The sequence below is a fragment of the Pseudogemmobacter lacusdianii genome (assembly GCF_030848395.1).
Taxonomy (GTDB): domain Bacteria; phylum Pseudomonadota; class Alphaproteobacteria; order Rhodobacterales; family Rhodobacteraceae; genus Pseudogemmobacter; species Pseudogemmobacter lacusdianii.
On sequence record NZ_JAVDBT010000012.1, the window covers coordinates 33,254 to 59,254 of the forward strand.

General features: G+C 60.5%; 22 protein-coding genes. 5 read left to right on the top strand and 17 right to left on the bottom strand.

Annotation, left to right across the window (positions count from 1 at the left end):
• Position 1: 1 nt before the first annotated feature.
• A complete protein-coding gene (locus tag Q9295_RS12865) occupies positions 2–820 on the bottom strand; it encodes an ABC transporter permease (RefSeq protein WP_306680966.1) in 819 nt (272 codons plus the stop codon).
• Between the two features lie 393 nt (positions 821–1,213).
• Here Q9295_RS12865 and Q9295_RS12870 point away from each other — a divergent pair, with 393 nt between their 5' ends.
• Positions 1,214–2,332, top strand: coding sequence for a KpsE/RkpR family capsule polysaccharide export protein (locus Q9295_RS12870; RefSeq protein WP_306680967.1), 1,119 nt, complete (start codon positions 1,214–1,216; stop codon positions 2,330–2,332).
• A 12-nt stretch (positions 2,333–2,344) separates the two neighbouring features.
• The gene (locus tag Q9295_RS12875) at positions 2,345–3,004 is read left to right on the top strand and encodes an ABC transporter ATP-binding protein (protein ID WP_306680968.1); all 660 of its coding nucleotides are present in this window, start codon (positions 2,345–2,347) and stop codon (positions 3,002–3,004) included.
• Positions 3,005–3,020: 16 nt separating this feature from the next.
• Here the strand turns inward: Q9295_RS12875 and Q9295_RS12880 are convergent, their stop codons facing one another.
• Positions 3,021–6,362, bottom strand: coding sequence for a calcium-binding protein (locus tag Q9295_RS12880; RefSeq protein WP_306680969.1), 3,342 nt, complete (start codon positions 6,360–6,362; stop codon positions 3,021–3,023).
• Positions 6,363–6,557: 195 nt separating this feature from the next.
• Between Q9295_RS12880 and Q9295_RS12885 the strand changes: the two genes are divergently transcribed.
• Complete coding sequence (locus tag Q9295_RS12885) at positions 6,558–7,472, top strand: glycosyltransferase family 2 protein (protein ID WP_306680970.1); 915 nt, start codon at positions 6,558–6,560, stop codon at positions 7,470–7,472.
• On the opposite strand, the gene Q9295_RS12890 is transcribed toward Q9295_RS12885, so the two are convergent.
• The 7 genes from Q9295_RS12890 to Q9295_RS12920 form a co-directional block, all read right to left on the bottom strand.
• On the bottom strand, positions 7,469–8,773 hold the full coding sequence (locus Q9295_RS12890) for a UDP-glucose dehydrogenase family protein (RefSeq protein WP_306680971.1): 1,305 nt from the start codon (positions 8,771–8,773) through the stop codon (positions 7,469–7,471). The two genes, Q9295_RS12885 and Q9295_RS12890, sit on opposite strands and share 4 nt — an antisense overlap.
• Positions 8,774–8,895: 122 nt before the next feature.
• Positions 8,896–10,014: a DUF2793 domain-containing protein gene (locus tag Q9295_RS12895; protein ID WP_306680972.1), complete on the bottom strand. Its 1,119-nt coding sequence runs from the start codon at positions 10,012–10,014 to the stop codon at positions 8,896–8,898.
• A 76-nt stretch (positions 10,015–10,090) separates the two neighbouring features.
• Positions 10,091–11,023: a DMT family transporter gene (locus tag Q9295_RS12900; protein ID WP_306680973.1), complete on the bottom strand. Its 933-nt coding sequence runs from the start codon at positions 11,021–11,023 to the stop codon at positions 10,091–10,093.
• Positions 11,024–11,044: 21 nt separating this feature from the next.
• Entirely contained in the window at positions 11,045–11,647 is a 603-nt protein-coding gene (locus Q9295_RS12905; protein WP_306680974.1) for a LysE/ArgO family amino acid transporter, read from the bottom strand.
• 206 nt (positions 11,648–11,853) lie between these two features.
• Positions 11,854–12,594 carry a YebC/PmpR family DNA-binding transcriptional regulator gene (locus Q9295_RS12910; protein ID WP_306680975.1) on the bottom strand — a complete coding sequence of 247 codons (741 nt, stop codon included), beginning with the start codon at positions 12,592–12,594 and terminating at the stop codon, positions 11,854–11,856.
• Between the two features lie 122 nt (positions 12,595–12,716).
• Positions 12,717–13,064, bottom strand: coding sequence for a hypothetical protein (locus Q9295_RS12915; protein WP_306680976.1), 348 nt, complete (start codon positions 13,062–13,064; stop codon positions 12,717–12,719).
• 89 nt (positions 13,065–13,153) lie between these two features.
• Entirely contained in the window at positions 13,154–13,975 is an 822-nt protein-coding gene (locus Q9295_RS12920) for a TIGR00282 family metallophosphoesterase (RefSeq protein ID WP_306680977.1), read from the bottom strand.
• Between the two features lie 311 nt (positions 13,976–14,286).
• Between Q9295_RS12920 and Q9295_RS12925 the strand changes: the two genes are divergently transcribed.
• Both Q9295_RS12925 and pdeM read left to right on the top strand, forming a co-directional pair.
• On the top strand, positions 14,287–16,674 hold the full coding sequence (locus Q9295_RS12925; protein ID WP_306681065.1) for a ligase-associated DNA damage response DEXH box helicase: 2,388 nt from the start codon (positions 14,287–14,289) through the stop codon (positions 16,672–16,674).
• A 3-nt stretch (positions 16,675–16,677) separates the two neighbouring features.
• On the top strand, positions 16,678–17,325 hold the full coding sequence (gene pdeM / locus Q9295_RS12930) for a ligase-associated DNA damage response endonuclease PdeM (RefSeq protein ID WP_306680978.1): 648 nt from the start codon (positions 16,678–16,680) through the stop codon (positions 17,323–17,325).
• Between the two features lie 21 nt (positions 17,326–17,346).
• Here the strand turns inward: pdeM and folD are convergent, their stop codons facing one another.
• The 8 genes from folD to ftsH form a co-directional block, all read right to left on the bottom strand.
• A complete protein-coding gene (gene folD / locus Q9295_RS12935; protein ID WP_306680979.1) occupies positions 17,347–18,237 on the bottom strand; it encodes a bifunctional methylenetetrahydrofolate dehydrogenase/methenyltetrahydrofolate cyclohydrolase FolD in 891 nt (296 codons plus the stop codon).
• Between the two features lie 12 nt (positions 18,238–18,249).
• On the bottom strand, positions 18,250–19,128 hold the full coding sequence (locus Q9295_RS12940) for a bifunctional 5,10-methylenetetrahydrofolate dehydrogenase/5,10-methenyltetrahydrofolate cyclohydrolase (protein WP_306680980.1): 879 nt from the start codon (positions 19,126–19,128) through the stop codon (positions 18,250–18,252).
• A 163-nt stretch (positions 19,129–19,291) separates the two neighbouring features.
• Positions 19,292–19,603: a chorismate mutase gene (locus tag Q9295_RS12945; protein ID WP_306680981.1), complete on the bottom strand. Its 312-nt coding sequence runs from the start codon at positions 19,601–19,603 to the stop codon at positions 19,292–19,294.
• 123 nt (positions 19,604–19,726) lie between these two features.
• Positions 19,727–21,403, bottom strand: a complete 1,677-nt coding sequence (locus tag Q9295_RS12950) for a formate--tetrahydrofolate ligase (RefSeq protein WP_306680982.1) — start codon at positions 21,401–21,403, stop codon at positions 19,727–19,729.
• A gap of 174 nt (positions 21,404–21,577) precedes the next feature.
• Entirely contained in the window at positions 21,578–22,192 is a 615-nt protein-coding gene (locus tag Q9295_RS12955; RefSeq protein WP_306680983.1) for an MOSC domain-containing protein, read from the bottom strand.
• A gap of 19 nt (positions 22,193–22,211) precedes the next feature.
• Positions 22,212–22,982, bottom strand: a complete 771-nt coding sequence (locus Q9295_RS12960) for a methyltransferase domain-containing protein (RefSeq protein ID WP_306680984.1) — start codon at positions 22,980–22,982, stop codon at positions 22,212–22,214.
• A complete protein-coding gene (locus tag Q9295_RS12965; protein ID WP_306680985.1) occupies positions 22,973–23,959 on the bottom strand; it encodes a magnesium transporter CorA family protein in 987 nt (328 codons plus the stop codon). The genes Q9295_RS12960 and Q9295_RS12965 overlap by 10 nt, the downstream gene beginning before the upstream one ends.
• Positions 23,960–24,048: 89 nt before the next feature.
• On the bottom strand, positions 24,049–25,971 hold the full coding sequence (gene ftsH, locus Q9295_RS12970) for an ATP-dependent zinc metalloprotease FtsH (RefSeq protein WP_306680986.1): 1,923 nt from the start codon (positions 25,969–25,971) through the stop codon (positions 24,049–24,051).
• Between the last annotated feature and the right edge of the window lie 30 nt (positions 25,972–26,001).

A 26,001-nucleotide genomic window follows, 5' to 3' on the forward strand; every position in this document is an offset into this window, starting at 1 on the left:
CTCACGCCTCATAAAGCAGCGTCTTGATGCTGCCACTCAGCAAAAACAGCCCCGTCAAAATCATCCCAAGCGACACGCCGACGACATAGGACACCATGACATAATGGTCGTCATAAGTCGGATAAAACCCGCTGCGCATCAGCCCCACGACATGGATCAAAGGGTTATACCAAAGCCATTCACGCAACGCCGCCGGCAAGGCGTCATACATGAAGAACGCTCCCGATATGATGAAAAGCGGCCGGCTGATGATCGCCCAAGCCACATGCCAAATGTGCCAGCGCAGGAAAAGATATGAGTTCAGCACCCCCACGCCCAGCGCAAAAAGCGCGGTCAGCGCCAGACTCATCGCCACATGCGGCACATCAACCACCGCGCGGGTGTCATAAAGCGCAAGAATGCCAACCATCACCAAATAAAAGACAAACAGCTCGGTAAATAGGTTCACTGCGAAGCGCGCAATCAGCGCATCAACAAAGGTCACCGCCGGATAAGCCAAAAGCGGCTTTGAAAATAAAATCGCCGTACTGACCCGATTTGAAATCGTGGTGAACATGAAAAAGGGCAAAGTTCCAGTGGCATAAAAAAGCTCAAAACTGGTTCCAAGTGGCGGCTTTGCAAAGAGAAATGAAAAGGCATAGGTCAGGATCGCCACACCCGCCACCGGCTCTAGCACGGCCCAAGCATAACCCCCCGGCGACTTGCCGTAAGTCGTCGTCATCTCCCGCAACATCAGCGCCGCAATCGCTCTAAAACTGGCGAAACGGCGCTTTGCTTGGGTCGCGATTGGCGTTTGGGCAGGGGCGAGGCGCGTGTTCATAATTGCCCTCACTGGCTCGGGGGCTGACATCGCATTAAAAAACAGAAATCCAGATACGTTCCAAGTCTTTTCGTTTTATCTGCAAAGGACCGCAAAGCGGCGCTCAGCTCGTAATTATTTCTAGCCAACAGGAGGTTTCACCAATAACAATTGGCCTGCAGTGATTGAGAAAGCGAGTATCATTCATTGACCAATAACATCCCCTCGCCTTCAGATCCAAATTCACCCGCCCCCGCAGCCCCTCAGCCGCCTGCTGCAACAGGCACGCCTGCCCCTTCGACGCCTGCCCCGTCGACGCCCGCCGCTGCGGCGCAGCCACCCGCTCAGCCCGCTTTGACCGTGGTGCCTGCGGTGCGTCCAACCTCTCCCGATGCGGAAGCTGGCAGCTTAGACATGACCACTGCCGGACCCAGCCGGCTAAGGGCACGGCACATCGGGCTGTTGATCTCTTTTCTCCTTTTCGTCGCTCTGCCGCTTATGGCCTCGGCTTGGTATCTGTGGGTCAGAGCCGCCGACCAATATGCCTCGACTTTGGGCTTTTCAGTTCACCAAGAGAATGGCGCTTCGGCAATTTCCTTGCTCAGCGGGTTCAGCAGCTTCTCGGGCTCCAGTTCAACCGACACAGACATCATTCACAGCTACATCAACAGCCAACAGCTTGTGACCGAGATTGATGCCGCCATTGATCTGCGCAGGGTCTGGAGCCGCCCCGCAGGCGATGTCATCTACCGTTTCGATCCCAGCGGCACGACCGAAGATCTACTCGATTACTGGCGCGAGATGGTGAATGTCTATTACGACAGCACCACCCGCCTGATCGAGGTCCGCGTCCTCGCCTTCGACCCGGTCGAGGCGCAGCAGATCTCGACACTGATCTTCGAGAAATCCACCTTGATGATCAATGAACTCAACGCGATCGCCGTCGAAGACACGCTGCGCTACTCCCGAGATGAGTTGAACCGCAGCCATGAGACGGTGATCAAATCGCGCCAAGCCGTCACCGCTTTTCGCGATAAATATCAAATTGTTGACCCAGAGTCCGATCTGACTTTGCAAGCCGCACTTATTGGAGAGCTGCAACAACAGCTGACCCAAGCGGTGATCGATCTCGATGTGCTGCGCGATGGTGCCTTGCCCAGCGATCCACGCCTTGCCCCGCTTGAACGGCGCGTGCGGGTGATCGAAGAGCGGCTCAAATCCGAACGGGCCAAGTTTGGCCTCTCCAGCACCACCGGCGGGCTCTATCCCGATATGATGGCCGATTACGAACGGCTGGCCGCGGACCGCGAATTCGCCGAGGCCTCATATCTGGCGGCTCGTGCAGGTTATGAGGTGGCTCAGGCCGATGCTGTGCGCAAAAGCCGCTACCTTGCCGCGCATGTGCTGCCGACACTTGCCGAAAGCTCACGCTATCCCGACCGCCCCGTCACCCTTGCCGCGATTGGGGTGTTTCTTTTCATGATCTGGTCCATCGGCGCGCTGCTTTACTATTCGCTGCGTGATCGGCGCTAAGGGGCTTTGGCGATGATCCGTCTCGTCAATCTTTCCAAGACCTTCACCATGAATGGCGTGTCAAAGACCGTTGTCGATAATGTCACCGCGACCCTGCCCGCGCGCACCTCGATTGGGCTTTTGGGCCGCAATGGTGCTGGCAAATCAACCTTGCTGAAGATCATCGCCGGCACCCAAGCCCCAAGCTCGGGCCGGGTGCATGTTGGCGGCACCATCTCATGGCCGGTGGGCTTTGCCGGCAGCTTTCATCTCGATATGACCGGGGCGCAAAACACCCGCTTTGTCGCCCGGATCTACGGCGTCGACAGCGACGAGCTGGTCGCTTTCACCGAGGAGTTCGCCGAGCTCGGCGGCCATTTCCGCCTGCCGCTGCGCACTTATTCCTCAGGCATGATGTCGCGGCTGGCCTTTGGCGTCTCGATGGGCATCGCCTTTGACACCTATCTGGTGGATGAGATCACCGCCGTCGGCGACGCCGCATTCCGCACGAAATCCAATGCGCTTTTCCGCGAAAGGATGCGCAACGCGGGGGCGATCGTGGTCAACCATGCGATGCCGGTGATCCGCGAGCTTTGCACCAAAGTGATGGTGCTTGAAGACGGCCAACTGCTCTTTTTCGACGATGTCGAAGAGGGCATCGCGCATCACAACCGCAACATGCGCGTGGCCTAAAGCCCGCCCCGGCCGGTCAAATCAGCACCATTCTATCCAGCAAAAGATCCGCATCCGAAATGCCGTGAATGGTCAGACTGTGGCCATCGCTGAACATCAGCCGCACCGCATGCGCCGCCGGCATCTCACGCGCGGTTGCAACCAAATCCTGCACCGAGCTTACCCCGCTTGGCAGCGCCGTTCGCGCAATCTGGATCCGGTCTTCGCCGGGCGCGAAATCGGCAATCACATCATGACCGGCGTGATAGATGAACGTATCCGCCCCGGCCTGCCCGTAATAAACATCATTGCCGTCATCGCCTTGCAACGTGTCATTGCCGGCCCCACCCAAAAGCACATCATCGCCGCCGCGGCCCAGAATGCGGTCATTCCCGGTCAAACCGTCAATCTGGTTCGCCGTTTCATCGCCCAGCAAAACGTCATTGTAAAACGACCCCGCCAGCACCTCGATCGAGTGGAAAACATCGCCCGCCGCATCGCCCGAGGTGCTTTGCACCTGCAACATATCGGCGCGCACCGGCCCCGGCGCATCCCAGTAAAACACCATATCCCAGCCATCGCCGCCGTATAACCAATCCGCGCCCGCCCCGCCCGAAAGGCTGTCATTGCCCGCGCCGCCAAAAAGCGAGTCATTGCCGCCGCGCCCGTAAAGCGCATCATTGCCGGGCAGGCCGTCCAGCCAATTGGCGTTGTGATCGCCCAAGAGGTAATCGTTGTAAAACGTGCCCGCCATCATCTCGACCAAATTGAACTGGTCATTGGCGGCATCGCCAAAAGTGGCAACAATCGTCAGCATATCGGCACGCACCGGCCCCGGCGCATCCCAGTAAAACGCCAGATCCATGCCCGCGCCGCCATAGATAATATCGGCCCCGCCGCCGCCCGACATGCTGTCATTGCCCGCGCCACCGACCAAAATGTCATTGCCGCCGCGCCCGTACAGCACATCATCCCCATCCAGCCCGTCCAAGCGGTCCGCCCCGTGAGTGCCCAACAACTGATCGTTAAAGTTCGACCCGGCCAACTGCTCGATCGAGGAAAACTGATCCGCCTCGGCATCGCCGCTGGTGGCCACAATGGTCAACATATCGGCGCGCACCCCCGCGGTCGCATCCCAATAATAGGCCATATCCCAGCCATTTCCGCCGTAAATTATGTCCGCCCCGCTGCCGCCCGAAAGCGTGTCATCGCCATCATCGCCTTGTAAAATATCATTGCCAGCGCCGCCGATCAGGTGATCGCCCCCCGAAAGACCGATCAGGTGATTGGCCTCATCATCGCCGATCATCACATCGCGGTGCAGCGTTCCCGCGATCCGCTCAATCCCCTCATAACTGTCGCGATAGGCCTCGCCCGTCGAGGTGTCGGGCTGCGTCATATCGATCCGCAACCCCACCGGCGAACTCCAGTAAATCACCAGATCATTGCCAGCCCCGCCGTAAAAGGCATCGCCCCCCGCGCCGCCCTCCAGCGTGTCATGCCCCTCACCGCCATAGATCTGATCATCGCCACCGCGACCCGAGATCATATCCGCGCCATCGCCGCCATAAAGCGTATTGGCTGCGTTATCGCCGGTCAGCGTGTCATTGAACCCTGTGCCGGTGATCCCCTCGATGCCGCGAAACTCCACCCGGTCGCGACTGCCCACGCGCGCCAGCCCGGCCAGCATATCAATCGAAGCCGCAGCCGCGCTGCCGCTGAAATCCAGCATATCCTCGCCGCCGAACCCGTCGATCGTGTCATTCCCACCCGAGATCATCAGCAGGTCATCATCCTCGGTGCCATTGACCCGCTCGCTGGCGGCAGTGCCGGTGATCGCCTGCTGGCGCAGGGTAAAAGCCGCCGGAATATGCCATAGCGCAAAGGTTCCGGCGGTGATCAGCCCCGTCGCGCTCAGGGGCTGACCATTGGCCGAGCGCAGCTCAAGCTCTTGCTCTAAATAGGTAATCCGCGCGCCATTCGCGGTCGCGGTGATCCGCAGCGCCGAGACATCATAGATCCGCCCCCAAGCCGAGAAATCGATCCTGTCGATCCCCGGCTGAAAATCGGTGATGATGTTCAACTGCCCATCAGTGCTCAGAACGAAGATATCGGCCCCGCCGCCGCCCGTCATCGTATCGGCTCCGGGCCCATCGATCAGCACATCATCGCCCGCACCGCCGTTCAACAGATCGGCCCCGTCGCCACCCGATAAAAGATCATCCCCCCCGGTGCCCTGCAGCGTGTCGGCCCCCGCCCCCCCCATCCGCACCGCGCCGATAGCGGCCAGATCCAGCGTCAAGCGCGTGATCCCGGCCGCCTCGCTCGCCACAAAAATCTCGACCCGCGCGCCGATCACTTGCGCGTTGATCGCGGTGATCCCGTCCATGCTTGTGGCATCCGTATCCAGGATTTGCGCCAGATGGATCAGCCGACCGCCGGGCAAAATCTCAAGCAGATCAACGCCTTTATCGCCTCCGCCCAGCACCACAAAGCTGCGCCCGGCATAGGTGAAGCTGTCAAAAGCCTGCACCGCTTGAAACCTTGTCTCTAGCGTGTCGCCGATATGATCGCGCACCAGCATCGCGCCATCCTGCGCCACCTCGATCACCGTAAAACTATGCGAGGCCCCAGCGGCCACCAAAAGGTAAGTCACGCCATGCGCCACCACGGCGCCCAAAGCCGAAGGCGCATTGATGCCCAGCCCAAGCTCCGCCCCGATCGAGCTGGTCTGCGACAGCCGCCCATCCGCACCGATCCGCATAAGATCAATCCGGTCTTCCGCGATCATCGCCGCCGCCAAATAGGTCACGCCACCGACGCTGATCTGCTGCAATTGCGCAAGGTTCAGCCCCTGCTGCGTCTCGGCCAAAAGCTGGGTCTGCAAATGTTGCAACGCGCCATCAGCTAGCAAATGATAGCCCGTGACCGCGCCACTGTTGGTAAGCCCGGTATAGATATAGCTCTGCCCCCCGATCGTGACCGCCTCAAGTGCCGAGACCACGCCCACCGGCCCGCCCGGCGGCAAAAGCACCCGGCCAATCGGGTCTGTGTCGCTGGCCAAATAGGTCAGCAATGAGGGCTGATCGCTGCCCGTCACCAGCAATCTCTTCGCGCCGCCCAACGACATCAGCGCCAAACTTGGCGGCGCGGGAAGCGCAGAACTGACCGTCACGCCTTGCTGATCGACCAGTTGCATCGCGCCGGTGATGTCAAAACTTGTCACCCCCCCGCCCGAGCGGTTGGCCGCGTAAAGCAAGCGCCGCCCGCCCTCTTCGCTCACCAGAAAATCTGTAATCCCCGCAATCATATGCGCAGGTGCCGAGGTGAAAACCTCGGACAATTCAAACCGAAACGCCACGAAAACCCCCAACTTCACAGCACCACATCCCGCTCTCTCTCTGCGTGCAAAGACGTGCCGCAGCGGGCAGGAAGCGCGGCAGAACCGCGGCAATTGCCTGCAATTCACCTTGAATGTCGGGCATTTTCCGACGGGCTGGCGTGGTGAGGCTTGCGCGAAAAGCCGACGCCGCCCATGCTGCGCAAAGGGCCTTGGCACAAGCGGTGGTTGGGGATGCACAAAGCGGCGGCCGAGGAGATCACCATTGTGATGGCCACCCGCAACGGAGCGGCGCATCTGCCGGCGCAATTGGCCAGCATCGCCGCGCAAAGCCACCGCAATTGGCGGCTTTTCGTCTCGGATGATGGCTCGAGTGATGCGACCTTAACGCTTTTGCAAGATTTCGCCCGTAACCATCCGGTGCAACTGATCCAAGGCCCGCAACAAGGTGCGGCGGCCAATTTTCTCTCGGCACTTTGCCATCCTGACCTGCCGCGCGGCCCCATAGCCTTGGCAGATCAAGATGACATTTGGCTCAAAGGCAAATTGGCGCGCGGCTTGCGGCGGCTTCACAGCGCCACAGGCCCGGCGCTTTACGCCGCCGAAAGCCTTTTGGCCGATGAAGCCGGCAAGCCCTTTCGCCGCAGCCATTCCGGCCGCGCCCAGCCCAGCTTTGCCGCATCCTTGGTGCAAAACCTCTTTGCTGGCCATACGATGATGTTCAACGCCGCGACCCTCGACCTTCTGCGCCATGCCGGAGCGCCACAGGGCATCGCCTTTCACGATTGGTGGATCTACCAACTCAGCGCCGGGGCCGGCGCGCGGCTGATCCTCGACCCGCTGCCCACCGCACTCTACCGCCAGCACAGCAGCAACGCCCTTGGTGCCACCGGGCGCAGACAAGCCTTGTCGCGACTTAACCGGGTTTTAACCCAACAATGGCGGTCCGAGATCGAAGCCCATGCCCTTGCCCTGCAGGGGCAAAGCCCCCTTCTCACCCCCCAGGCGCAAGGTGTTTTGGAAGCCTTCCTCGCCATGCCCAAAAGCGGCTGGCGCCGGGTGCAAAGCTTCCAAAACCTTGGCGCAAAACGCAGCTCCCCCAGCGGCCAAGCGCTGATGCTGGGCGCCGCTTTCGCGGGGCTGCTTTAGCGCCCCACCCCGACATAATGGCTAAATCCCGCTGACAGAACCTCGTCCCGGTCATAGATATTGCGCAGATCGGCCATCTTAGGCTGCGCCATCTTGCGTGCCATCCGTTGCAGATCCAAGGCGCGGAACTCGTTCCACTCGGTCAAAAGCACAACCAAATCCGCACCTTGCGCCGCCTGATAGGGATTATCGGACCATTTCACGCCGGGCAGCAAAGCTTGCCCCTCGTGCTGGCCTTGCGGATCGCAAAGCCGCACCCTAGCCCCCGCCCCCACCAAAGCCGGCACAATCGTCAGGCTCGGCGCATCCCGCATATCGTCGGTATTGGGCTTGAACGTCACCCCCAGCACCGCAATCACCTTGTCGCGCAGCACGCCGTCACAAAGATCCTCAATGCGTAGGATCATCCGCCGTTTTACCTCATCATTCACCTTGATGACGGTTTCCACGATCTGCATCGGCACCGCATGCTCTTGGCCAATCCGCGCCAAGGCCTTGGTATCTTTGGGAAAACACGACCCGCCATAGCCCGGCCCGGCATGAAGGAACTTATTGCCGATCCGCCCATCCATGCCGATCCCCTTGGCGACCGATTTGATATCCGCCCCCACCCGCTCGCACAAAGCGGCGATCTCATTGATGAAGGTGATCTTGGTCGCAAGGAAAGCATTGGCCGCATATTTGATCATCTCGGCCGATTCAAGCCCGGTATAAACCACCGGAAACTCACGCAAGAAGAGCGGCCGATAGACCTCGGCCATCACCTTTTGCGCCCGCTCACTTTCGACCCCCACGACCACGCGGTCGGGGCGCATGAAGTCGTCAATCGCCGCCCCCTCGCGCAAAAACTCGGGATTCGAGGCCACATCAAACGCCGCCTCAGGGCTCACAGCCCGCAGCACCTCGGCCACTTTGCGATTGGTGCCAACCGGCACGGTGGATTTCGTCACCACGACCGCATAGCCTGTCAAAGCTTTGCCAATTTCTTCAGCCGCCGCCATCACATAGCTCAGGTCGGCATGGCCATCGCCGCGCCGCGTCGGCGTGCCAACGGCAATGAAAACCGCCCCTGCGCCATCGACGGCCTCGGCAAGATCGGTGGTGAAACTCAGCCGCCCAGCGGCGACGTTCTTGGCCAGCAAAGCCTCAAGCCCCGGCTCGTAGATCGGCACTTCACCCGCGTGCAGCCGCGCAATCTTGCCCGGATCTTTGTCGACGCAGATCACCTCATGGCCAAAGTCCGAGAAGCACACGCCCGAGACAAGTCCGACATAGCCGGTGCCAACCATAACAATTTTCATGCGCCGATCCCCCGTGGCTGCCCCTTTTTCCGAGGCCAGCGACCGGCAGACCTAAGCACCAGCGGCACGGTTGTGTCAAATAGCGCTCCTGTAAATTATGTCCCAGATTGGTTTACACGCGCTTAAAACCAACGCCCAACCGCTTGAATGCGCAGGTTGAGCGCGCCCGATTTGCTGACCGCCGCCAAAGCCCGCAGCACCGCTGCACTCGCCCCCGGCGCGCCCTGCGTGACCAGCCAGCAATCACCGTCATCCACCGCGCCACTGACCACAGGGGCTGCGGCAAAGGCAGCCGGATAGCTCCAAGTCACATCCGCAGAGCGGAAAAGCCCGGCCAAAGCGGTGCTGGCATGCGCCAGCGAAAGCGCCGCAAGGCTGCAAATCTGCGTGCCATCGGCAAAGCGCACATAGTCACCATTGGCACCTGTCCCGCGCTCAATCACCGCGCCGGTCGGCGCCCCGCTGCTTTGCGAAACCGGGCCCAAAAGATTGGCGCGTCCGTAGATCACCGTCCCCGCCGCCGCCCCCAATCCGTAATCGCCAACCTTCAGCACCCGCCCCGCAGTGGCATCCGCGGCACTTTGCGTCACCGCCGTGCCCACCAGCGGCAGATCCATCCGCACCCCAGCGACCGAGGCCTCAAGCGCCGTCACAAAGCTGCTGCCATCCGCGCTCACCTTGATCGAGAAAGCATCCGAGCCCGCCGTCCCCATCTCGGCCCGACCTGAAAAACCGGTCTGAAACAACAGGCTCGCCGTATCGCCCGCTGCGGCCTTGTTCAACTTCAGCTGATGCCCGGCACCGGCATGGTTCAAAAGCGTCGCCGGGGCCGAGAGTGCCAGCCGGTTGGTGGCATCCGGACTGGCCGAGATCCCAAGCTCTCGGACTTGCAAGGGCAGCTCTGAAACACCCTTCCAGTCGAACCCGTCAAAGACCACCGCTTGGCCCTCGGCCAGCACCTGCGCCTGCCAGCCGTTAAGGGCTGGGTAGAACTGCCAGCCCTCGGCTGTCATCACCGCAATCTGGCGGTCCTTCCCGGCCCAATCCAGCGTCGCGCCGACCGCCACGATATGACGGTCCCCGGACACAGGCAGCGCCGGCGGCACCGTCAAATCGCGGTTCAAAACCACCAGTTGCACCAAAGCGTCCAGCGCCAGCAGCGCCTCATTATGGGTCACATGCTTTTGCGCCTGACTGGGCAGCATCAGCGGCAGGCGCAGAATATCGGTCTCGTCAGCCATAAGGCCACCTCCGCAGGAACGCTTGTTCGGCGTGACCCTAAGCGGCGGCTCTCAACGCAAAGTTACCACAGCGTTCTCAGCTCTCCACCGCTGCCGCCGCCGCCAAGGCTTCCGCCTTCGCCCGTCCCTCTTTGCGCGCCTCGATCCAAGTGTTGAGGCACAAAACCCCAATAATCACCGCCGCACCGGCCAGCACCCAAGGGTCCACCGCCTCGCCAAAGGCCAAGGCCCCCAAAGCCGCCGACCAAACGATTTGCAGAAAGTTCACCGGCTGCGTCACCGTTAAGGGTGCGGCAACAAAGGCTTTTGTCATCGCATAATGCGCCAGCGTGCCCAAGGCAGCTACGCCCGCCAGCACGGCCAATTGCTCTGCGCTCACCGGCACCCAGACCGCAGCCGCCAGCGGCATCAGCCCAAAAGTGACCGAGATCGACATCACCGCAACCACGACCGCCGCCGGCACCTCCAAGGCCAAACGGCGCGCGATCACATAGCTCATCGCGAAAAAGGTCGTTGCGGCCAGCTGCGACAGATGCCCCTCACTGATCTCGCGAAAGCCCGGCCGCAGCACCAAAAGCGCGCCCAGCATCGCCGCGAGAACCACCATAACCTGCCGCAGCCCCAGCCGATCGCCCAGCAAGATCCCCGCCACAAGCATCACCATGACCGGGTTCAAAAAGCCGATCGCCGAAATTTCCGCCACCGGCACCCGCGCCATGGCATGAAACCAGCAGACCACCGCCGCCACATGCAGCAAAGCCCGCCAGCCAAACATCCGCCAAAGCCGGGCCGAGATCTGCATCGCCCAAATCTTCGGCACCATCGGCAGAAAGAAGATCGCCCCAAAGGCAAAACGAATGAACGAAGATTGCGCCGCCGGCAAGCCGGTGCCGAGATACTTCACCCCGCCATTCACCCCGACAAAACAAAGGCTTGCGACCAGCATCCAAGCAATACCCAGCAAAGGCCTGCGCCGCTCCACTGCCGCACTCGCGGCTTTATCAGACATTTTTGTTCCCTAAACCCGCGCTCACGAAAAGACCAAAGCCGCCGCGATGCTCCACATCAAAAGCCCGACCCCGATCTCAAGCCAAACCCAAGCCTTCGCCTGCGCGAAAATCGGCGCCAGCAAGCGCGCGCCATAACCCAAAGCGGTGAAAAAGCACACACTTGCCGTCATCGCACCCGCGGCAAAGCCCATAGCCCGCCCCGGATATTGCGCCGCGACCGAGCCGAGAAGCACCACCGTGTCCAAATAGACATGCGGATTGGCCCAAGTCAGCAGCAAGGCCGTCGCCACCACCTGCCCCCGCGCCGCCGCCGGCGCAGCCGAGGGCAACAAAGCCGCCCCCCCCCGCGCAGCCGCGGCAAAGCGCAACGCCCCGTAAACCACCAAAAACGCAACGCCCCCCCACCGCATCGTCTCTGCCAGCCAAGGCGCCATCGCCGAAAGCGCGCCAAAGCCCGAAACCCCGGCGGCAATCAAAAGCGCGTCCGAGCCCGCACAGATCGCGACCACAAGCCCGACATGCTCCCGCCGCAACCCCTGACGCAGCACGAAAGCATTCTGCGCCCCAATCGCGAGGATCAGGCTCAAACCGGTGAAAAACCCCGCAAAAACCGCTTCAGTCATCGAATTCCCCCGCCTGCACGGCACGTCCCTGCATGGCCCACTCAACCCTGCACCTCACGCCAATGCAAACCCAAAAACTCTGCAATTTCATCTTGATAAAAATACTCTCTGGGGGTCCGGGGGGCGAAGCACCCCCGGCAACGGCCAAAAAAAGCCCCCGGCAGAAACTCTGTCGGGGGCTAAATGCAGATCAACCGGCCAAGCGCTTAAAGCTGCGCCGCGACCTCATCGGGCACATCGAAGTTATGGGTCACGGTCTGCACGTCATCATCTTCTTCCAGCACATCGATCAGCTTCATCAGCTTGATCGCCGTGTCCAGATCCACCTCGGTGCGGACCTGAGGCCGCCAGACCAGCTTCGACTCCGTCGACTCGCCGATCGCCGCCTCCAAAGCCTCGGAGACCGCCGACAGTTCCTCGATCTTGCAATAGATCCAGTGACCGTCGTCATCGGTCTCCACATCATCCGCTCCGGCCTCGATTGCGGCCATCATCACATCATCGGCCGAACCTGCCGAGAGCGGATAAGAGATTTCACCCAGACGATCAAAACCGTGGCTGACCGAGCCGGTCTGCCCCATATTGCCGCCCGCTTTCGAAAAATAGCTGCGCACATTCGAGGCGGTGCGGTTCAGGTTATCCGTCAAAGCCTCGACGATAATGGCAATGCCACCCGCGCCGTAGCCCTCATAGCGGATCTCGCTGTAATCCGCCGCATCGCCCATTTGCGATTTCTTAATCGCGCGGTCGATCACGTCTTTGGGCATGGATTGCGCCTTGGCAGCCTTCACTGCCAGTCGCAGCCGAGGGTTCTTATCGGGATCAGGATCGCCCATCTTCGCGGCGACGGTGATTTCCTTCGCCAGTTTCGAAAACATCTTTGAACGGATGGCATCCTGCTTGCCCTTGCGGTGCTGGATATTCGCCCATTTCGAATGGCCTGCCATGGCCCGACCCCCTGCAATTACTGCGATGGGACCGCATACACTGCCCGCCCCGGCAAGGGCAACCCCGCCGATGCGGCCTCTTTACGCCGAAATCGCGCGATTTTTCATAGGGCCGCGCGCCCCTAGCGCTCGGGGAAGCGGTAGATCTGATCGGTGCCGCCCGGCCCGGTGATCACCACTTCAGCCATCGGCGCCAGAACCGCACTTGCCCCCAAGGCCAGCACAACGCCCTCGACCAATTGACGCAAGACGTTCGGATTGTCCGCAACGGTCACCGCATAGCCATAGCCTTGGCCGCAAGCCTCCATGCGCCCCACCGGTGCCTGGCGCCAATCCACCCAGCAGCGGGTGCCATTGGTCAAAGTCAGCGTCAAAGCCTCCTGGCTCAGCTTCACCGAGCGAAGCCCCGGCGATGCCACGGGCGCCGCACATGCCGCCAGCAGCAAGACCATCGGCAATAGGCGTCTCATCGGCACATTCCTTCAACGTTCGGCGCAGGTTTAGGCACGAAAACCAAAGCCAGTCTCACATCAAGCGCAGTTGCAGACACTCGCCGCGCTTACGTCGCCGCAGGGCCAGACTGTTGCAACCGCCCGCCTTGCCGCACCATCTCAACCCGCAGTGCAAGGCCCGTCTTGTCATCGGTCTCGACATAGACCCCCGACAAGGTTGCCTCACCGCCGGCGGGCTCAAACCGCGCCTTGGACATACCGGTCACAAAGCGCCGCATCGGCTCCATCTTCTCCATACCGATCACGGAATCATAATCGCCGCACATACCCGCATCGGTCAAATACGCCGTTCCGCCCTTTAGGATCTGCGCATCGCCCGTCGGCACATGGGTATGGGTACCGACCACAAGGCTGGCCTGCCCATCGCACCAATGCCCCATACCCATCTTCTCCGAGGTTGCCTCGGCATGAACATCGATGATTGCCGCATGAACGGCCGTGCCAAGACGATGTGACTTCAACACCGGCTCGATCGCGCTGAACGGGTCATCAAAGGGCTGCTTCATGAAGACCCGGCCCAGAACCTGCGCCACCAGAACCTTGCGCCCACCGGGCGCGTCGAAAACCCGCGCGCCCTTGCCCGGGGCGAGTTTCGAATAGTTCACCGGTCGCAAGATACGGGGCTCTGCCTCAAGCAGGGGCACGATATCCTTTTGGTCAAAGGCATGATCGCCCAAGGTCACCACATCGGCACCCGCCGCCAACAGGCCCTTGGCATGTTCGGCCGAAAGCCCCATGCCGCCCGTGGCATTCTCGCCATTGACCACCACAAAGTCGAGGCCCCAAGCCTCACGCAGAGCAGGCAAACGAGCAGCCACGGCCGAGCGGCCGGTTTTGCCCATCACATCGCCAAGAAATAGAAGCCTCATTCCCTCCGATTAGGCCGCTCAACGGTTTGCCGCAAGACCTCTTGGCACCGTCGCGCAGCAAGTTGCGTGTAAGTTTTGTTTTGCCGTTGCGTGCCACGCCTCCTTTCATGTGCTGATGGGGGCAGGTTAGCCGGCCTTTGTAAAGAAAAGGTTAAGATCTGCGGCTTTCTCTGATGCCATACGTTTTCCATACGCGCGCCATATCTAAGCCAGACGTAAAACAGACCGCGTTTTGCAGCAATTTCAGCAGATAAATGCTGCGGGCGCAGGCAGACATTGCATTTGCCCGACCAGCACCTAACTTTTGTATTATGAGCCCCCTCCCGCCCCTTCTGTCTCGCTGGTTCGCCGCAAAAGGTTGGGAGTTGCAACCGCATCAGCAAACGATGCTTGCCAGCGCCGATCGCCCTTCGACGTTGCTTATCGCCCCGACAGGGGGCGGCAAGACACTTGCAGGATTTCTACCAAGCCTTTGTGAATTGGGCGAAAATCCCCCAGCCGGCTTGCACACACTCTACATCTCCCCCTTGAAAGCATTAACGGCAGACATCCGCCGCAACCTGCGCAGGCCGATCGAAGGCGCCGGGCTTGCGATCCGGGTCGAGGACCGGACCAGCGACACCGCCGCCACCGCGCGCAAACGCCAACGCGTCGATCCGCCCCACATCCTACTCACCACGCCTGAGAGCCTTGCCCTCCTGCTAAGCTACGAAGATTCCTCAAAGATATTTGCAGGCCTGCAACGCGTCATCGTGGATGAGATCCACGCTTTGGCCGAATCGAAGCGCGGCGATCAACTCAGCTTACTGCTCACCCGCCTGCAAAGCCTTGCCCCCAGCCTACGTCGAGTCGGCCTCTCCGCAACTGTGGAAGATCCCCCCGCCCTTGCCCGCTTCTTGGGCTGCAACACCCAAATTCTAAACGCAGATCCTGGGCCTGATCCTGACATTTCCATGCTTGAGACGCCACAAGCCCCCCCTTGGGCCGGTGCAGGTGGTCGTTACGCCATTCCGGAAATTCTGAACCTAATCAAAGCACACCGCACCACACTTATCTTTCACAATACCCGCGCTCAGGCCGAGCTCTTCTTTCACGCTTTGTGGTTATCGAACATCGACACGTTGCCGATCGGCATCCACCACGGCTCCCTCTCGCGCGAGCAGCGCGAGCGGGTCGAAGCCGCGATGGTGGCCGGTGAACTGCGCGCCGTCGTCTGCACCGGCTCGCTCGACCTGGGCATAGACTGGGGCGACGTCGATTTGGTGGTCCAAGTCGGAGCCCCCAAAAACGTCAAACGCCTCGTGCAGCGCATCGGCCGCGCCAATCACCGCTACAACACCCCATCAAAGGCGTTTATTGTACCCGCCAATCGCTTTGAAGTGATTGAATGCAAAGCAGCTTTAGATGCGGTAAAAGCCCACAATCTTGATGGCGAACCGCGCGGTGCCGGCCCCCTCGACGTGCTCTGTCAGCACATTCTGATACACGCCTGCGCCGGTGCTTTCGACGCAGTAGCGCTTTATGAGCAGGTGATTACAGCCGGACCTTATCGCCACTTGTTGTGGGATGATTTTCTCAAAGCGCTCGATTTTGTGGCAAACGGAGGCTACGCGCTCCGCGCCTATGATCGCTGGCAGAGGTTGAAGCAGACCAATGGCCTATGGCACTTGCGCGATCCTAGAAGTGCTGCCCTGATCCGGCAAAACCTTGGCACAATTGTTGACACCGAGATGCTGAAGGTCCGGTTCCGCAGTCGAGGCCAAGCCCTAGGTGAGATTGAAGAAAGCTTCGCTTCCTCTCTCACCCCCGGTGATACTTTCCTCTTTGCTGGGCAGATCGTTCGCTATGAGGGGCTGAATGAGATGACGGTGGAGGTGAGCCGGTCGACCGCGACCGACCCTAAAGTCGCGGTCTATGGGGGCTCTAAGTTTTCGACATCCACCCTGCTCGCCGACAGAATTTTACAAATATTACAGCAAGCTAGCTGGCCAGATTTGCCGCAACACACCGCGGACTGGCTCCGGCTTCAGGCAGAAGTGTCGCGCCTTCCCAATCGTGACACGCTTCTCCTAGAGTCCTTCCCTCATGATGGACGCGAGCATCTGTGCATCTACGGCTTCGCCGGCCGCAACGCTCAGCAGACGCTTGGACTGCTTGTGACAAAACAGATGGAGAATCAGGGCCTTAACCCCTTAGGCTTCGTCGCCACAGATTATGCAACCCTGATCTGGGGCCTAAGCCCCGTGACCGATCACGCGCCGCTTTTCGCCGCTAAAACCCTCCGGGAAGGTTTGGAAAACTGGTTACAATCCAATGCGTTGATGAAGCGGACCTTCCGCGCAGTTGCACTGGTCGCAGGCCTCACTGAACGCAGCAATCAAGGACGCCGCAAAACCGGGCGACAAGCCACCTTCTCCTCGGACATCCTTTACGACACCCTCCGCCGCTACGACCCCGAACATTTGCTTTTGCAAGTGACGCGGGACGAGGCGATGCGCGGCCTGATCGACTTCTCCCGCATCGAAGAGATGCTCACCCGCGTCCAAGGGCGCATAGAATTGCGCCGCCTCCCCCGCGTCACGCCGCTTGCGGCACCGCTTTTCCTTGAGCCAGGCAAAATTCCAATCCAAGGTCAGGCGCGCGAAAAACTTGCAGATTCGGCAGCTGAAGCGCTGATGAAAGCCGCGGGACTTGAATAAATCATGCATTTTGGCCTGACGCTTGGTTCTGAGAACCTTCATGCGCTTCCATCAGGCGCGCTCTATTGGCCTGCCCAAAAGCTTCTGGTGGTGAGCGACCTGCATCTTGGTAAATCCCACCGCCTTGCTCGGCGTGCGGGCCAATTGCTGCCACCCTATGAAAGCCGCGCAACGCTGCAAAAGCTTGATGCTGACATCGCTGCCCTACGCCCTGCGACCGTTGTCTGTCTTGGCGACAGCTTTGATGATCTGGAGAGCGCCGATAGTCTCGACAGCGCCGACAGCTTGTTGTTGGCTCAAGCGATGGCTGGTCGCGAGTGGATCTGGGTCGAGGGGAACCACGACCCCGGCCCCTTAGATCTGGGCGGCACGCATCGGGCAGAGCTGAAGATCAGCGGGCTTAGTTTAAGGCACATCGCCAACCCGTCAGAACGTTATGAAATTTCAGGGCATTTTCACCCAAAGGCCCGCCTTGCGGGCCAGGCAAAGCCCTGCTTCCTCGTCGATGATCAACGGCTGATCATGCCCGCTTATGGCGCCTATACCGGGGGACTTTGGACCGAAAGCCCCGCACTGACCAGCCTGATGCAGCCTCGCGCACTCGCCATTTTGACAGGCACAAAAGCCCGGGCGATCCCGATGCCGCGCTAAGGCGGCACCGGGAGTTTTATCTCAAGCAGTCAGACCTTTAGGCTCTTCCAGACCATTGGCACGGCAGCAGGCCGTCAAGGTATTGGCCAAAAGGCAAGCGATGGTCATCGGCCCCACACCACCCGGAACCGGGGTAATCGCACCGGCAACCGCGGCGGCGCTTTCGTAATGCACGTCGCCCACCAGCTTGTTCTTGCCGTCGCGTTCGATCCGGTTGATGCCGACATCGATCACCGTAGCGCCCGGCTTGACCATGTCGCCCGTCACCATCTCAGGCCGGCCCACCGCCGCCACCAAGATATCGGCGCGCTTGCAGACCTCGGCCAAGTCCTTGGTGCGCGAATGCGCGATTGTCACCGTGCAGCTGTCGCCCAGCAAAAGCTGTGCCATCGGTTTGCCGACGATGTTCGAGCGGCCCACCACGACAGCATTCAGGCCCGCCAAAGAGCCATGGTGATCGCGCAGCATCATCAGGCAGCCCAACGGCGTGCAAGGAACCATCGACTTCTGGCCAGTGCCCAAAAGGCCAACGTTCGAAATGTGGAATCCGTCCACATCCTTCGCAGGCGCAATCCGGTTGATCACCAGTTCAGAGTTTAGATGAGCAGGCAGCGGCAACTGCACCAAAATGCCATGAACTTTTGGATCAGCGTTCAACTGGTCGATCAAGGCCAAGAGCTCGGCCTCGCCGGTCGATGCATCCAAGCGATGTTCGAAAGATGCCATTCCGACCTCGATGGTCGAGGCGTGCTTGTTCTTCACATAGACCTTCGAGGCAGGATCCTCGCCCACCAAGACCACCGCCAACCCCGGCTGGATGCCGTTTTGCTCGGCCAGCCGCGCCACATGTTCGGTCACTTGCGCGCGGACTTTTGCCGCAAAAGCCTTACCGTCGATCACCTTCGCCGTCATTTCATCGCTCCTTCAGCCGACCGCCGTAAAAGCGGCGCGATAATGGTCCATCTGCATCCGTGTCGCCAAAACGGCGTTGTTCATTAGGGTCGCCACCGTCACCGGCCCAACTCCACCGGGCACCGGCGTGATCCAGCCAGCCACCTCCGCGCAGCTGGCGAAATCGGCGTCCCCCACCGTCTTTCCCTCGACGCGGTTGATACCGATGTCGATCAGCGCCGCGCCGGGCTTCAGCATCTCGCCGCGCACCAAACCGGGCTTGCCGACGGCGACAAAGACCGCATCCGCAGCACGCGAATGCACCGCCACCTGCCGGGTCATATGGTGGCAAACCGTCACAGTCGCCCCAAGGCCCATCATCAAGAAGGCAATAGGCTTACCAACGATCTCGGAATGACCGATGACACAGACGTTCAGCCCCTCCATCTGCAGCGGCAGGGTTTTCAAGATCTCGACCGCCGCCACCGCCGTGCAGGGGCCCAACACCAGATCGTTATAGACGATATTACCGATGGAAGAGGGGTGCATCCCTTCGACATCCTTCAAAGGATGCACAATTTTCTGCAAAGCTTTCACGGGGATATGCGCGGGCAGCGGACGCTGGATGATGATACCATTGACCCGAGGGTCGGCATTCAGCCCCTGCAACACGCCGATCAACTGCTCAAGCGAGGTGCTTTCAGGGTAGTTGCGCGCCTCAAAGGCAACACCAGCCGCATCGGCCTGCTTTTGCTGGTTGCGCACATAAAGCTCGGCCGCGGCGACATCGCCCACAGAAACCGAAACCAGTCGAGGCGCCCACCCCGCCGCCGCCAGCGTCGCCGCCTCGGCTTTGGTCTCATTGCGCATCCGCTCAGCAATCGCCTTGCCGTCAATCAGCGTAGCCGTCATTCGCTATTTTCTTTCCGATGCGCAGGTCGTGAAACTCCCAACGCGATCTTCACAAGCCATCTTTCGAAAAGACAGCGCGGAGGTTGCTCAGAAAGGGGTTTTTCTGCCCCTCTTCTCGAAGACATCCCGAAGTCAGACGCAAATCCGGCGGCACGCAGCAGCTTTAGGTTTTGCGCAAGGAATCAGGCCCAAGATGGGTTTCCTCGCGGGCGATCGACCAATCGATCAGCCGGCGCCACAGCTTTTCCACCAGATCCGGCGGCAGGCCGTAGTTTTCGGCATGGCGGCGAACATTCTCGACCACCTGCTCGACCCGAGAGTCAATGCGCGCCGGAAGATCGACATCCGCTTTGATCTGCGCGGCGCGGTCGATGAAACTCGCCCGCTCCGCCAGTAGCCGCACCAACGTATCGTCCAACCGGTCAATCTCGGCCCTCAACTCGGCCATATTGCTGCAGTCTTCGGGTTTGCGCATCTTCTTGCCCCCTGAAAAAGTCGGCTTCTGCTTAGAACAGCCGCCCCTCCCCGGAAAGCCTTCATCTTGACCTAAATACTCCGGGGGGTGCGGGGGGCTGGCCCCCCGCACCTTTTTCCAGAGTTAGAACAGGCCCTCAACATGGCCTGCGTCGTTCAGACGGATCACTTCAGCCGAAGGAACCTTCGGCAGACCCGGCATGGTCATAATCTCACCGCAGATCGCGACGATGAAGCCCGCACCAGCCGAGAGACGCACTTCGCGCACTGGGATGGTGTGGCCTTCAGGCGCGCCACGCAGGTTCGGATCGGTCGAGAAGGAGTATTGGGTCTTCGCCATGCAGACCGGCAGATTGCCGTAGCCAGCGGCTTCCCAAGCCTTCAGCTGATCGCGCACCGACTTGTCGGCAATGACTTCGCCTGCGTGATAGATGCGCTTGGCGATGGTCTCGATCTTTTGGAAGAGCGGCATCTCGTCGGGGTAGATCGGCGAGAAGTTCGACACGCCGGATTCTGCCAGTTTCACAACGGCATTGGCCAGATCTTCGATGCCTTCCGAGCCTTTAGCCCAGTGTTTGCAGAGGATCGCCTCGGCGCCTTGCTCGGCGACATAGGCTTTCACCGCTTCCACTTCGGCATCGGTGTCGCTGTAGAAGTGGTTGATCGCAACCACGACCGGCACGCCGAAGGACTTCACGTTGGCAATGTGACGGCCCAAGTTCGGGCAGCCTTTTTGCACGGCTGCCACGTTCTCGGTGCCGAGATCCGCCTTCGCCACGCCGCCGTTCATCTTCATCGCACGCACGGTTGCGACGATCACAGCCGCCGAGGGCTTCAGACCAGCTTTGCGGCACTTGATGTCGAAGAACTTCTCGGCACCAAGGTCAGCACCGAAGCCAGCCTCGGTCACAACATATTCGCCCAGTTTCAGCGCGGTTTTGGTCGCGATAACCGAGTTGCAGCCGTGTGCGATGTTGGCGAAGGGGCCACCGTGGACGAAGGCCGGGTTGTTCTCCAGCGTTTGCACCAGGTTCGGCTGCATCGCGTCTTTCAGAAGAACGGTCATTGCACCGTCTGCTTTGATGTCGCGGCAGTAGATGGCTTTCTTGTCGCGGGTATAGGCGACGACGATGTCACCGAGACGCTTTTGCAGGTCTTCCAGATCGGTCGCGAGGCAGAGGATCGCCATGACTTCCGAAGCCACGGTGATGTCAAAGCCGGTTTGACGCGGGAAACCGTTCGACACGCCACCGAGGTTGACCACGGTGTCACGCAAAGCGCGGTCGTTCATGTCCATAACGCGGCGCCACACCACACGGCGGGCGTCGATTTGCAGATCATTGCCCCAGTAGATGTGGTTGTCGATCATCGCCGACAGGAGGTTGTGCGCCGAGGTGATGGCGTGGAAGTCACCCGTGAAATGCAGGTTCATCTCTTCCATCGGCACGACTTGTGCCATGCCGCCGCCCGCAGCGCCGCCCTTCATCCCGAAGTTCGGGCCAAGCGAGGCCTCGCGGATACAGATCACGGCTTTTTTGCCGATGCGGTTCAGGCCATCGCCCAGACCCACGGTGGTGGTGGTCTTGCCTTCGCCAGCCGGCGTCGGGTTGATCGCGGTCACCAAGATCAGCTTGCCATCTTCTTTGGCCGAGAGCGACTTGATGAAGTCTTGGCTGACCTTTGCCTTGTCATGGCCGTAAGGCAGCAAATGCTCGGCCGGGATCCCCAGCTTCGCACCGATCTCCATGATCGGCTTCTTCTTCGCTTCCCGCGCAATCTCGATGTCGGTTTTGAACGCCATTCCCAGTCTCCCACGAGCGGCCGGCAGGCCGGAATTTCTATTAGCGACGTGATACCGGGCCAATGGGCAAAGATTGGAGCCGTTTGCGACGTGAAAGACGCAAAATTCGCCAGCGCAGGTTTCCGATGGGAAACCCAATGCACCTTGCGCTGACGTTGCGTCGTTTTCGAGCGCTTAACGGGCCAATCCACGCGCTGCGTCGAGCTGCGACCAAGCGCGTTGATCGGGCACATGCAGCCGCATCACATCGCCCAGACGCAAGAGGCCCTCGCGCTCGACCCAAGCGGTGAAGCCGCGCTTGTCTTTGGCAGCGGTCTTAAAGGCTTTGCCTTTGCCGCCCGTGGCCTTGGCGATGGTCACCGCAGGCTCTTGGCAGGGGTGGTTGATCATATCGACGACCAAAGTCACCCCATCCGGCCCCTGCAAGCGGCTCGAGGGCGGCAGATGCGTCAGATCCGGGATCCCCTCCAGCACCAGCGAGGCCCCGACCCAAGCATAGTCAAAGGGCTCAAGCGCCAGTTGAGCCGCGACCTCGGCCATCTCCTCGGCGCTGACAACGCAAAGCTGGCGGGTGTTGCGGATTATAGTGCCGCGCGGGTGCTGCGATTTCACCCGCGAGCATGAGGGCCGCGTCTCTCCGCCGTGGCTTTCGCGCGCATAGCCCGCAAAGGTCAGCGGCATCTCGGTGACCGGCTCGGAGGTGATCACCAGATCCTCCACCGGCACCACCTGCGTGCCCAGCCAAACGATGCGGGCGGTGAAATCGGTGGGTTTCAAAGCAATTGCCATAGATCGAATCCTTTGCGCATCAAGCCTTGGTCAGGACGATAAACATCCGCCGGAACGGAAAAAGGGCCGCACCATCCTTGCGCAAAGGATAGGCGCCGTCCAAGGCCTTGTCGTAGGCTGCGGTAAAGGCCTGCGCCTCACTTGCAGTCATCTGCTCCAAAAACGGCCGCATCGCGGTTGAGGCTGTGAAGCCGCGCACGGGATGGCCCTCGGCCGCAGGCTCCAGCTTTTGTAGATATTCCGTCTGCCAGATCGAGAGCTCACCCAAGGGGTGCAACAGATCCCAATAGGTCTCCGGCGCGGCAACGGGCGGCGTAAAGCCAGCGAAATCAAAGCGGTCGGGGAACATGGCCATCGCCAGATCGCGCAACAGCTGATGCGAGGGGGCAAGGTAGTTTACCGGCATCTGCACCGCCAATGTGCCACCTTTAGCCAAGACGCCCACCAATCGCGGCAAAAGCCCCGCGTGATCGCCCAGCCATTGCAGCGCCGCGTTGGTAAAGATCAGCGCTGGTGCAGCCTCTGGCACCCATGTCGCAATATCCGCCTCGACCCGCGCATCATAGCCTTGCGCCTTGGCCAGCATCGCGGGCGAGGCATCCACGCCGATCAGCTGCCGCCCGGCAAAGCGCATCGCCAAGGCCGCCGCCGCCGCGCCATCGCCGCAGCCAAGATCGACCACATCGCCCGGCGGCAGGTCAGGCACTTGCGCCAAAAGGTCCAAAGCGGGGCGCAACCGCAGGCCGCGAAAGGCGGCATAGGCGGCAGGGTTCCAATCGGTCACAGCCATTTCTTCCATCTGAACAAAAGGTAAGGCAGCAAGGCCGAGAGCACCATCGCCCCCAAAGCCGCCGGATAGCCCCAGCGCCATTCAAGCTCGGGCATGAAGGCGAAGTTCATCCCATAGATGCTGGCGATCAAAGTGGGCGGCAGGAAGACGAAAGCCACGACCGAGAAAATCTTAATCACATCGGCTTGGCGGATGTTGATGACCCCCAAAGTCGCGTTCAGCTGAAAATCGATCTTGCGCTCTTGCCGGGTCGAGGCGTCCAGCAACGACCGCACATCCCGCGTCAGCGTCTTCAGCCGTGCCCTTTCGGCCCCATGCTCAAAACTTGGGCCGACCAATCCCATAAAGCCCGTCACCCGCGCCAAGGTCTGCAGGCTCTCATTCAGCTTGCCATTCAAATCCTCGGCCTTGCCGATCCGTTGCATCAAGCTCGACAGCACCTCCATCCGTCCCGAGGGGCGATGCGCGGCAAAGATCGCGCGGGTGGTGGCTTCAAGTCGGCGGCTTTGATCTTCAAGAAGGTCGGCCAGACGGTCGACGATGGTCTCCATCAGCGCCATCATCGTGGTGATGCCGTCCAGGCAACCCAGCTCATGGCCCAACGCCCGTTCGGCAAAAGCGGCAAGGGCGGGGGGCTCGTGGTAGCGCACCGTTACCAACCGCGCACGGGTGACGATACAAGTGACTGGCCCAAGATAGGCGGGATGGCCCTCTGCCTGTTCCAACACATGCACCGTCAGATATTGCGCACCATGGGCGGTATAAGCGCCAGAGGAATATTCAATCTCCTCCATATCTTCGCGACTGGGGACAAGGATCTCTAAAGCCGCTTCGATCAGCTGTTCTTCGGAAGGGATTGGGCTGACCAAATCGATCCAGACCACATCCGCCAAAGGTTCAAGCGCAGCAGATGGCGCGTCCGCCGCCAGCTTTTCCGCCACCAAACGCCCACCGGCTTCGCGATATATTGTGATCATACTTGTCCCCTGCCCCGGTCCCTGCGGCTGATGGATCTGCCCCTAAAAGCGCAAAAGGCCCCGCAGATGCGGGGCCTTTCATAATGCCGTCAGAGCGGTGCGGGTTCCGGATCCGGCTTGCTTTTCGGCGCGCGCGGCTTGCGGGTCTTAGGGATCGCCACCAAGCTGGACGAGCCACCATCCGAAGGCGCGGGAGGCGTGCCAGCATCACCATCCTCGCCCAGACGCTCACCCGCGATCACGCGGCGGATCTCATCGCCGGTCAGGGTCTCATATTCCAAAAGCCCCTTGGCCAGCCGCTCCCAATCTTCCTGACGCTCGGTCAGGATGCGGAAGGCGCTGTCATAGCCCTCATCGATCATGCGCTTTACTTCGCGCTCGATCAGGCCCTTGGTTTCGGCCGAGACCGAGAAACCGCCGGTATTGCCGCTATAGCCTTCATGCGCTTCGGAATAGTCAATGTTGCCAACGACTTCCGACATGCCCCAGCGCAACACCATCGCCCGCGCCAAGGCCGAGGCTTGCTGGATATCGCCCGAAGGGCCGTTCGAGACCGCATCGGGGCCGTATTTCAAGATCTCCGCCGCTTTGCCCGCCATCGTCATGGCGATGCGCTGCTCGCATTGATCCTTGTGCCAGTTCAAACGGTCCATCTCGGGCAGGCTCATCACCATGCCAAGCGCACCGCCGCGCGGGATGATCGTGGCTTTGTAGACCGGGTCGCATTTCGGCAGGGTCATGCCAACGATGGCATGGCCAGCCTCATGATAGGCGGTCATTTCCTTTTGTTCCGGCGTCAGCACCATCGAGCGGCGCTCTGCCCCCATCATCACCTTGTCTTTGGCATTCTCGAAATCGACCATGGTGACGAAGCGACGGCCCACGCGAGCGGCCATCAATGCGGCCTCATTCACAAGGTTCATCAGGTCAGCACCCGAAAAGCCCGGCGAGCCGCGCGCGATGGTGCGCAGATCGACATCCGGCCCCAGCGGCACTTTGCGCGCATGCACCGAAAGGATCTTCTCGCGGCCCTTGATATCGGGGTTCGGCACATGGATCTGGCGGTCAAACCGGCCCGGACGCAAAAGCGCAGGGTCCAGCACATCCTTGCGGTTGGTGGCCGCGATGATGATCACGCCTTCATTGGCCTCAAACCCGTCCATCTCAACGAGCAACTGGTTCAGCGTCTGCTCACGCTCATCATTACCGCCGCCGATGCCAACGCCACGCGCGCGGCCCACAGCGTCGATCTCGTCGATAAAGACGATGCAGGGCGCATTCTTCTTGGCTTGCTCAAACATATCGCGGACGCGGGAAGCCCCCACACCAACGAACATCTCAACAAAGTCCGAGCCCGAGATGGTGAAGAAGGGCACGCCTGCCTCACCGGCAATGGCGCGTGCCAGAAGGGTTTTACCCGTGCCCGGAGGGCCAACCAGCAAAGCGCCTTTCGGGATTTTACCGCCGAGGCGGCTGAATTTCTGCGGGTTGCGCAGGAATTCGACAATTTCTTCCAGCTCTTCCTTGGCTTCATCGATGCCGGCAACATCGTCAAAGGTCACACGGCCGTTCTTCTCGGTCAGAAGCTTGGCTTTGGACTTGCCAAAGCCCATCGCCCCGCCTTTGCCGCCGCCTTGCATGCGGTTCATGAAGAAGATCCACACGCCGATCAGCAAAAGCAGCGGCAGGTAGATCGAGAGGACCGACATGAAGCCGGATTCTTCTTGTGGCGTCGCCTTGACGTCGATGCCTTTGGCGATCAGCCGGTCCGTGACCACCTCTCCCTCGGGCTTGATGGCCACAAGGTTGGCACCATCCTTGGCCTTAATCTCGACCCGCTCGCCATCTAAGGTGACCGATTGCACCCGGTCACTGTCGACCATCTGCACAAAGTCTGAGTAGCTGATGCTGCGCGAAGACATCGACGATTGCCCGCCGGAGAACAGCTGGAACAGCATAAGGATGAGAAGCAGCAGGACGCCCCAGAAGGCAAAGTTCCGTGCATTGTTCACGAATGGACTCCCGTAACCGCCACTTGCCAC